The organism is Providencia sp. SP181 (assembly GCF_050446505.1).
In the GTDB taxonomy this organism is placed as follows: Bacteria; Pseudomonadota; Gammaproteobacteria; order Enterobacterales; family Enterobacteriaceae; genus Providencia; species Providencia vermicola.
Genome location: NZ_JBBPXM010000002.1, coordinates 184,198 through 196,557, shown reverse-complemented (window position 1 = coordinate 196,557; position 12,360 = coordinate 184,198). Strand labels below are relative to the sequence as shown.

Sequence of the window (12,360 nt, the reverse complement as noted above, 5' to 3'; positions counted from 1 at the left end):
CTTCAACACCTAATGGTAATTTTTGTATTTTCATTATCCTATTTTATGCTACACAGCTGGTTCTAACAAAAAAAGCCTCGTCATCTAACGAGGCTTTTCTTTATTAAAAATAAAATAGGTAATTTAACTTATTATTGAAAATTAATTTTTAACTAAAAATATCTATTTTCAATACGCAATGAAATTTATATTTCCACTGCACCAATATCTTAATACCTCATCCCCTTTCGACCATAACTATAAGCAAGACCATTGCCATCACCGATACCACCTCTGAGCCTAACGTAATTTCCTTTACCTTTAATTACTTTACAAAACTTAATTTAATTTTAACTATCACTTGCAAAAAATGACGCTCATTCGCGTATAACTAATTCTATGAGTTAATCCTAGTAGTACCATCCCTTTTAAGCCCCAACACCAGGGGCTATTTTTTTAACCAATATTGATAACTTGTTTTCTCTTCCTCAGAGCCAGTCAATACTAAGAAGTGATATTAATTAGGTACCTTTGAAAGACTTAACAATGTCAATCACACATAAATTATTGCGATTTATAATGACTTTCTTTGCATGAAATTCAGGGTGTAAGGCAAAAAAGGCCTCTAATCGAGATTCAAATTCTTTAGTAAAGTGCAATAACTCGCAAGTGTTTTTCCACGTTTCTTTTGGTTGTGTCCTCGCTATACGTGCCAATAAGAAACGTTTTATAATCCGAGTGGCGCAAACATGATGTGGCTTTTTTAAATGTATGATTAACATGGAGTCATTAAAAAATGGCAAAAGTCGTTTGTCATATGCCCCCTCAACTATCCATTTATCCTGTGACAATACATTTGAAACCAAAGAATTAATAATAATTTGGGTATTTTTGTGGTATTCCCCTCCGCTTTTATCCCAATAAATATCATCATAACTGTATAGTGAAATATTAAATTCCTTAGACAGTTTTTTTGCTAACGTTGTTTTACCAACTCCCGATGTACCTACAATACAAATTTTCATTCTTATTCTTTTAGTTACGTTTAAATTAGACTATAAATGGTTAGTACCACGCTATGTTCAAAATTTGAGACTACAAATAATGCGTAAATTTACTGTCGTTAAATCACATATTTCAGAATTCCCTAACCCTATACATTTTTGCAAAGGGGATATTCTGTCTGTCGGTGATGAATATATCGGAGATGAAGGGTGGGAGAATTGGTTAGAATGCCGTTTTAATAACCTACAAGGCTTTGTTCCTAAGCAAATCATCCAGCTTATTGATTCCAAGTCTGCCATTGCAATTGAAGATTACACTGCATTAGAGCTTAATGTAGTTACTGGTGAAACACTCACATCCACACGGGAAATCAATCAATGGATTTGGGCTAAAAATAGTAAAAACCAAGAAGGTTGGGTTCCGCTTTGCCATCTGCAAGAAGAACTTTAAGCATTAAAGCATCTCTTGATTTTTTTATGCTTTATAACAACAGAAATTCGCTCATTTTATTGCATTTCTTAAATTAAATCCCACTTCCCTACAGGTTTTAATGGTGAAAGACATGCTTAGTACTAAATCATCTTGCTGAGCATGTAAAATGGAGTAATAAACTGATGTTATACGATGGCACAACTACTACTTAGCGTATTGTAATTATACAGAGAACTAAAAAGAAAAAACCCGCTAACTTTTTCAAGTTAACGGGTTCTTATTTGGTGCCGGCTACCGGAGTCGAACTGGTGACCTACTGATTACAAGTCAGTTGCTCTACCAACTGAGCTAAGCCGGCTAATTTGGCGGAGAGATAGAGATTCGAACTCTAGGATGGTTACCCATCGGCGGTTTTCAAGACCGCTGCCTTCGACCGCTCGGCCATCTCTCCATGGGGCGCGATTATGGAGGAATCTGACCTCCTTGTCTACCCCCGAAAGTAAAAAAATTGCTTTTTTTAATTCATTTGGCTAATCTTCACTCAATTGTTCTCATTTTACCAAGAAAAATGGTAATATCTGTGCAAAATCGGAGTCTACTAGTACTCTAGGCGTATGATTTTTAATCTAATAATAAATTTGCCGATGGGATCGCGTGCTCGAGTATGTACAGACAAACATTATTAAAACCAAATGCCCTTTCACGCATTTTTGCGACATTTATTTTACTGTTAGTTGTGATACTTTCGTTATCACTTTTTAACTACTATCAAGAATGGGTAAAAAGCCGCCAAACTGCACTTCATAGCATGGCAACTAGGTTAGCCTACCAAATTGAAGACTACCGTTATCAAGCAAGTCATATTTATAAACTTGCTAACGATAAATCACACGTCTCTGCAAATACCCCACTTTCCGCGATGGAAATACGCCATGATATTTATTGGTTGACTAGCACCAACCAAACCTTAGATGCCATTGTATTCGGGCCAAATAAAGCCACCAATAATGAACTCGCAACTAAACTAGCTAACTACATGGAGATCGTTTGGGGGGCAAGAAATGAATATAACTCCATGTATTACCTAAATGGGTTAGATAACACTTTAGTTCTTGTGACCACTCATTCCGTTCTAAAACCTGAATTGCGTTTCAAAGAAAGCTATCTAACACTCACGGCGGAAGAAAAACGCGCCGACATGCTAGCTCAATCCACATTACTTGACCGACGGGAAATCATCTCTAACGTACAAAAATACTCCCCTGAAAATGTATATTACTATACATACCGGCTGATGTTTAATTCACCAGGGCAATTAACCAGTGTTATATCATTTGATATTTCGATGAATTCATTGATTCCTTCTTCATTAGATGGCGACTTCTTCACAATAAACTCTCGCCCAACTAGCACACTGGGCCCTGAAACCAATACCACATTAATGGGAACAAACCTTATATTTTCACAACCAATAGACGGCACTCCCTATCAGCTTTATTATCATATTTCGTTAAAAACGATTATCTTTCATCTTATTAGCTATAACTTTTGGCTAATTGCTTGCATGATAGCCATGATTTTTTTAGCGGTATTAACGCTACTTTTCCTACGTAAGCGTTTGATTTCACCGAACACATCCATGCTGCAGGAGCTCCAGTTTAAAGAGTCACTGAATAACGATATCATCAATCATATATCTTATGGGATCTTGGTTTACGATTTTAATACCAACACGAAAATCCTCAGTAATAATCTTGCTAATCAGCTATTACCTTCAATGGATCTCGCTCACATAAAAGAAATGGCCATAGATAACCATGATTTTATTCAAGTCTCCATAGAAAATAATATCTTCGAAGTTGTACTCGTAGAAAATGACGCAATGCCTAATGCCGCACTCTTTATTATTATGGATAAAGATAAAGAGGTTTTGACGCAAAAACGCCAAGAACTCGCAATGCGTGAATATCAAAAAAATATTCAAATGCGCAAAGTTGTACTTGAAAATATGTGCCATGAAATTTTACCCGCACTGTCAGCGCTGGAATTACAATTCTCTCAGTTAACACAACCTACTGACCCTAGTGAACTATCCATACTACAAGAGATTGAAAATCAATTAATTACAATTCATTCTTGGTTTAATAATATTGAACTTCTTAACCAATTAGAGTCACAGAAAACCTCTCTCAAACCTGAGGCAATTTCAATCAGTCAATTGATCAACCAGTTTCTCAAGAACAATCTATCGAAAATCAATAATAAAGGTCTATCGCTCTATTTCCATAACAATGTAAATCCAGAGTCCCTAATTGAAGTAAACCCTATATACCTACAAAACCTTTTACAACTAATTTGGGAATATTCTCTTGTCACAACCTCTTTTGGAAAGATCTCATTCACGCTATCTTATGATACAGAGAAACATATTATTTCTCTCAATATTAGAGACAGCGGTACAGGCTTGAGTAATCAAGAGCTGAGTAATCTGCAAAATCCGTTTAGTGCGCAAACTGTTAAACCAGCACAATTTACGCGCTCAGGAATGGCACTCTATTTATGCAAATTGTTGGCAAAAAAGATGAACAGCACGCTTTCTATTCGCTCAAGTACTGCGATTGGAACACATTATGAACTTTCACTGCCTGCCATTAATGAATCTATCGAGCATGAATACCCTGCACTATTAGAAGATGTGTACATTCGTTTAAATATCCATAATGCAGACATCTCTCGTATAGTAAGAAGTACACTGTCAAACTACGGTGCTGAATTTCTTGATTTAAGCGAAAGCTCAGCCCAATCAGATTGGGATTTACTCATCACGGATAACAATGAAGAAGCGTTTGAATATACACTTAAAGTTGACGGAAGTATCACTTCAATAAATGAAGTTAATCATAATTATATTGAAGCTAACTACAATTTTGCAGATGAACTGATTGATGCGATTTCTTTATTAATAGAAAATGCCAATACCGATAGCAGTAATATTAATGAAATAGCTCTACCTGATGAACCTTTAGCCACTACAGAAAAAGCGATTGCGGCATATCAATTTGCTTTGGCACAAAGCGGTTATCGAGATTTGTTCATCACAACAGTACCGATAGATATTAATAAACTGTATAATAGTGAAAGTGTTGAGGATTTAGCCGAATTGAAAAACACTGCACATCGTTTAAAAGGAGTTTTTGCTATGCTCGAATTTACAGTTCTTCATAAACTTTGCGAGGACTTAGAACACTACATAGCAGATAAAAACGGAATTGAAATAAGAAATTGCATTAGAGACCTGGATAATTCAGTCAAAAAACTAATGCCAGAAGGTAACCAATAATATGAATAACCTAAATGTCATTGTTGCCGATGATCATCCTATTGTTCTTTTCGGTATTCGAAAGTCACTTGAGCAGATCGAATGGGTGAATATCGTAGGTGAGTTTGAAGATTCAACCTCTTTGATTAATAACTTAGCGCGCTTAAATGCTGACGTTCTAGTTACTGATTTATCTATGCCAGGTGATAAATATGGCGATGGTATTACACTAATTAAATACATTAAACGCCACTATCCTGACCTTTCCGTTATTGTTCTGACCATGAATAATAACCCAGCTATCTTAAGTGCTATTCTTGAGCTGGATATTGAAGGCATTGTTTTAAAACAAGGTGCGCCTGCAGACTTACCAAAAGCGCTTGCGGCTTTACAAAAAGGTAAAAAATTCACACCTGAAAGCGTCAGCAAATTACTCGAGAAAGTTAATGCAAGTGGCTATGGTGACAAGCGTTTATCACCAAAAGAAAGTGAAGTTTTACGCTTATTTGCAGAAGGTTTTTTAGTCACGGAAATTGCTAAGAAATTGAATCGCAGTATTAAAACAATCAGTAGCCAGAAAAAATCTGCGATGCTGAAGTTGGGTGTAGAAAATGATATTGCACTACTCAATTATCTCTCATCGGTGAGTATTGATAATTCTCCTTCCGAATAAGGCTTATCAGCCCATCTAAACGATAAAAACCCGATTGCGGGTTTTTATTTTTTATTCATTACGTTAACAAAATTGAATAAGTGTTTCACGCAAAATTGCAATAGTTGTTGGCTTAGATAAACACTCGTTCATCCCTGCATCAATACAGCGTTGTTTTTCTTCTGCCATTGCATTGGCGGTTAATGCAATAATCGGTAATGTTTCCCCTAAAAGTCGTAATTCCTGAGCCAACTGGTATCCATCCATATTGGGCATATTCACATCTGATAAAACGATATCTGCACGGTTATTTTTCAAATACTTAAGCGCATCAATACCATCAACTGCAGTGCTTGTACTAAAACCAATACTGGCAAGTTGCTCACTCAATAACATTCGATTAATTGGATGATCATCAACAATTAAAACATGATACCCACTCAATCGACAATCCGCTTCAATAGGCTCATGAATATTCTGGTTCTTTATATTTTCTTCTGCAACTTTAACTAACCACTTATCAATAAGTAGCGGTAGCTTATCTAATTGATAAGTATTATAAATCCACTCATTTGGCTGAGCCTCATAAAACTCTCCTGCATAGCAACTTAAAAGCCTGATTTGGTAACGGCTCTGTACTGAAATTGTGTCAGTAAAATCAGTGATGAGTAGGTCATAAGCCTTCTGTGTATCAATATCATTCCCAGTGACTACGGAAAATTCAGCATGTTTGAGTAGGCGTGACAGAAAACTCATCAAAAATTCATTTTTACACGAGACGGCGATTTTATAATTTGCGCGATATTCAGGTATATTTTTTTGAATATATTCTTGCCCATATAATGGAATACGTATAATAAAGGAACTTCCGAGACCATGCTGAGAACTCACCTCCATATCCCCATCCATCAAGTTTATCAATTTTTCACAGATAGCCAATCCTAACCCTGTACCTTTATGACCCGTGTTATTTTGATCATAAACTTGAAAGAATGGATCAAACAACTGCATAACAACCGCATTAGTCATACCAATTCCTGAATCACGGATTTCAATTTTTAAATAATTATTATCTTTCCAAACATGGAGCAAGACGAAACCTGAATGGGTAAATTTAATACTGTTGTTCACAATATTAGAGACCACTTGTTGTAACCGCACTGAGTCATTCAATATCAAATCAGGGATATCAGGCTCAATATATGAATACAGTGAAATTCTTTTTTTCGATACCAATGGCAGGTAATTCGCTAATACAAAGGCAAAAACGTCTCGACAATTGAATAGTTTATTTTCAATTTTAAGTTGTTTAGATTCAATTTTAGAAAAGTCTAAAATATCACTGATAATTTGCAATAATAATGCAGAGGAATTATCCATTGTAGAAACTAAGCGAGTTGCTTTCTCTGATAACTCATAACGTTGTAATAATTCAATATTTCCAATGATCCCATACAGCGGCGTTCTTAATTCATGGCTCACTGTTGCCAAAAACATCGATTTAGCATGGTTCGCCTGTTCTGCTGCATCCGCAACATCTTGCAGTGATTTTTCCATTTGTACACGGATGCTAATATCTATCAACACACAGATCGCCACATCTTCGTTTTGATATCGAGAATTTACGAAGCTAATTTGTAAGTGAGTTCCGTTGGTGGTCACAACATCAATATAATTACTCGTTTTTTGGCGAATGATCGTCAAAACTCGCTGCTTGTCATCATCATTAAGCAGTCTAAAATAATCGTGTGCAAGTTCATTACTCAGTATGTTCCCGCCATCCGTTAACCTTAAAATAATAATCCCAACAGGTGCTGACGCAACAATTTTATGATTAAACTGTTCATGTTCTTCTAAGCGAATAGCGGTGTTCGCTGCAGGTTCTAACATTTTTCTTTCAAGCAGCCAAATCAAAAAAAATAGCAAAACCGCAGTAAAAATATTTAGCATCGCGCCATAAAATATAGTGCTTTCAAGGTTGGATAAAATCTCGGACGTCGGAATTGAAAAGAAAACAGTGAGTTGTGCAGGTAATAACCGTTTTTTAAAAATGAGTTTTGAGTAATCAGAATTAAAACCAAAGAATGAGGGCTCCGCAATCGCCAACAATGCTGAATTTTTCGGGTTGACCTCTGCTGACGAGTATAAAACAGGTTGATTATGGGAATTTACCACCATGATTTCGATGGATTTATCTTTGCTGATATTAAATTGATTTAAATTTATCGCACGCTCAATACCGATAAACCCTGTCACAGCTCCCTGGTTTTGAATCGGTTGGATCAAATAAACTTGGCCATTATCAGGTTGTGCACCATGTACGATAGTATATATATTACGCTCTTTACCTTGTGATTTTAGACTTTGGTAAGAGTGCGCACTTTCATAACCAACCTTTTTGAGCGTCTCAATATCAGAAACCGTCGAACGAATTGGATAGTCCACTAAGCAATAACTTTGGGAGCCAATGACAAAAACGTGATTCAATCCTTGAGGTACTGCAATACTCTCTTTCCAAAAATAATTTAGTTGTTCAAAAGCCAGTAAATACCCCTGAGAACGGTATTGAAAATAATCACAATCAGAGTTTAGCGTTAACTTATAGTAAGAGTAATTTACTGAGCCAGGTAATGTCATAAATTCAGGCTCATTTTCATTTAAATTTTTATACCTATCCAATTTAATCCGATGCTGTTCTGTCATGGATTGGATAGCTTGTAGCGTTTCACCTGTTTGTTGAATATACGATTGTAAGCTTTCAAAACCTGAATGGAATTGCTGACGAATATCCGATTTATATTCATTAAATTGAGAATAGAGAAAAAATAATGTAATAAAGGCACCCATGCCCCATAACATCAATCCAAGGATACGAAAAAGATCCCGGGATAATCTTAATGATGTTTTAAATGAGGGTAAGTATCTCAAGTGTCTTCCTAATTATGCGTTATCACAACAGCGAATTATACTCGATTACAATATTAAAAAACGATAAACATGAAAAGGAATAAAATAGATGGTTCTATGGAAGATAAATAAAACGGGCAGCCATTTCCGTGCTGCCCGTTATATCGCTTAAAGGCGTTGTTTATTCTTGATCGTTGATATTTGCATCATCAGCACCATTTTCGTCGGTGCTTTCATCTGCATTCTCATCATCTTCAGTCTCAGCAACACGCTGTAATCCAACAACCTTTTCGTTTTCAGCCGTTCTAATCAAGGTAACACCTTGTGTATTACGGCCCACAATGCTCACTTCAGAAACACGAGTACGAACTAAGGTTCCCGCATCCGTGATCATCATGATTTGGTCAGTATCATCAACTTGAATCGCACCCACAACGTTCCCGTTACGCTCACTCACTTTAATGGAGATAACACCTTGAGTTGCACGAGATTTTGTTGGATATTCCGCTTCTTCAGTACGCTTACCATAACCATTCTCTGTTACGGTTAAGATATGCCCTTCACCACGTGGAATAATTAAAGAAACAACTTTATCGTCGTCCATTAATTTAATACCACGAACGCCCGTTGCGGTACGACCCATCGCACGCACTGCATCTTCAGAGAAACGAACGACTTTACCTTGAGCAGAGAACAACATGACTTCATTAGAACCATTAGTTAAATCTACACCAATGAGTTCATCCCCTTCATTGAGGTTCACGGCAATAATACCTGCACTTCTTGGACGACTAAAGTCTTGCAGAGGGGTTTTCTTCACAGTACCGCTTGCGGTTGCCATAAAGACAGTATAACCCTCTTCGTACTCCCGTACAGGTAAGATAGCTGTAATACGCTCATCTTGCTCCAGTGGCAATAAGTTAACAATAGGACGACCACGCGCACCACGGCTAGCTTCAGGTAATTGATACACTTTCATCCAATACAAACGACCACGGCTTGAGAAACACAAAATGGTATCGTGAGTATTCGCGACTAATAAGCGCTCAATAAAATCTTCATCTTTCGTTCTTGCAGCTGATTTACCTTTACCACCACGACGCTGTGCTTCGTAATCAGACAATGGCTGATATTTCACATAACCTTGGTGAGACAAAGTAACAACGACATCTTCTTGATTGATAAGATCTTCGATGTTGATGTCAGCGGTGTTTTCGGTAATTTCAGTACGGCGCGGATCATTGTAAGTATCGCGAATAATTTCTAATTCTTCGCGGATCACTTCCATTAAACGCTCAGGGCTTCTTAAGATAAACAGTAGTGCCTCAATTTGCACTAACAGCTCACGGTACTCTTCCAGTAATTTCTCGTGCTCAAGACCCGTTAATTTTTGCAGACGTAAATCAAGAATCGCTTGTGCTTGTTGTTCAGTCAGGAAGTATTGACCATCATGAACACCAAATTGCTCTTCAAGCCACTCTGGACGCGCTGCATCATCACCTGCACGTTCAAGCATAGCGGCCACATTGCCTAAATCCCAAGAGCGTGCAATCAGCCCCGCTTTTGCTTCAGCTGGCGTTGGTGCTTTACGGATTAACTCAATAATTGGGTCAATGTTAGCTAATGCAATAGCCAATGCTTCAAGGATATGTGCGCGATCACGCGCTTTGCGCAATTCGAAGATCGTACGGCGTGTCACCACTTCACGGCGGTGGCGAACGAAGGCAGCGATGATATCTTTCAGGTTTAGAATTTTTGGTTGGCCTTGGTGTAAAGCCACCATATTAATACCGAAAGACACTTGTAATTGAGTCAATGAATACAAGTTGTTCAGAACAACTTCACCCACTGCATCGCGTTTTATTTCAATCACAATACGCATACCGTCTTTGTCCGACTCGTCACGTAATGCGCTGATACCTTCAACACGTTTTTCTTTGACTAATTCAGCGATTTTTTCAATCAGGCGTGCTTTATTCACCTGATAAGGAATTTCGCTAACAATAATGGTTTCGCGGCCATTTTTTTCGTCAACCTCAACTTCGGCACTGGCACGGATATACACCTTACCACGACCCGTTTTATAAGCGTCGATAATACCGCGACGACCATTAATAATGGCCGCAGTTGGGAAGTCTGGCCCTGGAATATGTTCCATTAAGCCTTCAATACTAATATCTTCGTCTTCTATATAGGCAAGACAACCATTAATTACTTCGCCTAAGTTGTGAGGCGGAATATTGGTTGCCATTCCGACAGCAATACCTGACGACCCATTAACCAGTAGGTTAGGGATTCTCGTTGGCATGACTTCAGGAATTTGCTCTGTACCATCATAGTTTGGAACGAAATCTACGGTTTCTTTTTCAAGATCCGCCAGTAACTCATGGGCAATTTTCGCCATACGGATTTCCGTATAACGCATTGCGGCTGCGGAGTCCCCGTCAACCGAACCAAAGTTCCCCTGACCATCTACCAGCATGTAACGCATAGAGAAAGGCTGAGCAAGACGAACAATTGTCTCGTAAACAGCGCTATCACCATGTGGATGGTATTTACCGATAACGTCCCCGACTATACGGGCAGATTTTTTATAGGGTTTATTCCAATCATTTCCCAATACATTCATCGCAAAGAGGACTCTACGGTGTACTGGCTTCAGTCCATCTCGAACATCTGGAAGTGCACGGCCGACAATAACGGACATTGCATAATCCAAATACGAGCTTTTCAGCTCTTCTTCAATATTGACTGGGGTGATTTCTCTGGCAATCTCGCTCATGGAACCACTGTCCCTCATAACTTCGGATTCAAAGAGTAGAACTATACCACAATTCGCCAATTTAATAAAAATAAGAGACGGGTATTTGTCTTTCAAGCTATGTATAATAGCGGAAAATTAAGTTTGTGTGTCCGAAACTTGTGGGATTATTCATTAATAACTGCCTTAAGTGCATTATTGTCTAGATTATGACCATCAATGATTGACGGACACCTATCACTGCGCCTAATTCGTCTCATCATAAAAGGCAATATGCAGTCATAGGGTTAAAATAGGAGTTTTATCAATGAGCGATACCCAAGCACCGACATACTTAAATGTCGATAAACAAGAAATCGAAAAATTTGAGTCTATTGCATCCCGTTGGTGGGATTTAGAAGGGGAATTTGCCCCGTTACACCGTATTAACCCATTGCGTCTTGGTTATATTATGCAACGTGTAGATGGCATTTTCGGTAAAAAAATTCTTGATGTCGGTTGTGGCGGCGGTATTTTATCTGAAAGTATGGCGCGTGAAGGTGCGGATGTTACAGGACTTGATATGGGCGCAGATCCGTTAATGGTCGCTCGCTTACATTCTCTCGAATCGGGTATTCCCGTTGAATATGTTCAAGAAACCGTTGAACAGCATGCCGATAAACATCCACAAGCTTATGACATCGTCACTTGCATGGAAATGTTAGAACATGTTCCTGACCCACAATCTGTCGTGAGAGCTTGCGCTAAATTGGTTAAACCTGGTGGTCATGTTATTTTTTCAACCATCAACCGCAACAAAAAAGCGTGGCTGATGGCAGTCGTTGCCGCCGAATACGTTATGAAGATGGTTCCAAAAGGCACCCATGATGTGAATAAGTTTATTCGCCCTTCTGAACTCATCGGTTGGATTGACGGAACACAGTTAAAAGATAAGCATATCACGGGGTTACACTACAACCCTATCACTGACAAGTTCTGGCTGGGGCCAAATGTAGATGTGAATTATATGCTTCATACAATTAGTGAGTAGCTAACTAATCACGAAAAGAATAAATCGCAATCAGTACGTTTAAGAAATCAGCAAACGGTCTACGTTTACAAAATTTATTTTAGTCATCATGTCGGAAGCCTTTTTTTTATTAGTCCCTTTTACCATGCAGCTTACCGACATGATCATTTTTCTTATCCAACCAGTTATCCACAAGATCCCTCGAATTTGTTCACTTGATAAAATCGCATATTAACATTATCTTGTTATTGTCTACTCAACAAACTACTACATATAGTAGTGAAGCTAAACTAAAC

7 protein-coding genes and 2 tRNA genes are annotated in these 12,360 nt (G+C 38.0%); 4 read left to right on the top strand and 5 right to left on the bottom strand.

Annotation, left to right across the window (positions count from 1 at the left end; translation table 11 throughout):
* Positions 1–500: 500 nt before the first annotated feature.
* Entirely contained in the window at positions 501–1,004 is a 504-nt protein-coding gene (locus AABS66_RS04195) for an AAA family ATPase (protein ID WP_272574085.1), read from the bottom strand.
* Positions 1,005–1,083: 79 nt separating this feature from the next.
* On the opposite strand from AABS66_RS04195, the gene AABS66_RS04190 reads away from it, so the two are divergent.
* Positions 1,084–1,434, top strand: coding sequence for an SH3 domain-containing protein (locus AABS66_RS04190; protein ID WP_272539631.1), 351 nt, complete (start codon positions 1,084–1,086; stop codon positions 1,432–1,434).
* Between the two features lie 264 nt (positions 1,435–1,698).
* On the opposite strand, the gene AABS66_RS04185 is transcribed toward AABS66_RS04190, so the two are convergent.
* Positions 1,699–1,774 (bottom strand) — tRNA-Thr (locus tag AABS66_RS04185).
* A 5-nt stretch (positions 1,775–1,779) separates the two neighbouring features.
* Positions 1,780–1,867 (bottom strand) — tRNA-Ser (locus AABS66_RS04180).
* Between the two features lie 213 nt (positions 1,868–2,080).
* Here AABS66_RS04180 and rcsD point away from each other — a divergent pair.
* A complete protein-coding gene (rcsD, locus tag AABS66_RS04175) occupies positions 2,081–4,756 on the top strand; it encodes a phosphotransferase RcsD (protein ID WP_272539632.1) in 2,676 nt (891 codons plus the stop codon).
* Position 4,757: 1 nt separating this feature from the next.
* The gene (gene rcsB, locus AABS66_RS04170) at positions 4,758–5,408 is read left to right on the top strand and encodes a response regulator transcription factor RcsB (RefSeq protein ID WP_206082322.1); all 651 of its coding nucleotides are present in this window, start codon (positions 4,758–4,760) and stop codon (positions 5,406–5,408) included.
* Between the two features lie 63 nt (positions 5,409–5,471).
* On the opposite strand, the gene rcsC is transcribed toward rcsB, so the two are convergent.
* The gene (rcsC, locus tag AABS66_RS04165) at positions 5,472–8,315 is read right to left on the bottom strand and encodes a two-component system sensor histidine kinase RcsC (RefSeq protein WP_272539633.1); all 2,844 of its coding nucleotides are present in this window, start codon (positions 8,313–8,315) and stop codon (positions 5,472–5,474) included.
* A 160-nt stretch (positions 8,316–8,475) separates the two neighbouring features.
* The gene (gene gyrA, locus AABS66_RS04160) at positions 8,476–11,076 is read right to left on the bottom strand and encodes a DNA topoisomerase (ATP-hydrolyzing) subunit A (RefSeq protein WP_272539634.1); all 2,601 of its coding nucleotides are present in this window, start codon (positions 11,074–11,076) and stop codon (positions 8,476–8,478) included.
* 286 nt (positions 11,077–11,362) lie between these two features.
* Here gyrA and ubiG point away from each other — a divergent pair, with 286 nt between their 5' ends.
* Positions 11,363–12,085, top strand: a complete 723-nt coding sequence (ubiG, locus tag AABS66_RS04155; protein WP_206082325.1) for a bifunctional 2-polyprenyl-6-hydroxyphenol methylase/3-demethylubiquinol 3-O-methyltransferase UbiG — start codon at positions 11,363–11,365, stop codon at positions 12,083–12,085.
* Positions 12,086–12,360: the final 275 nt, after the last annotated feature.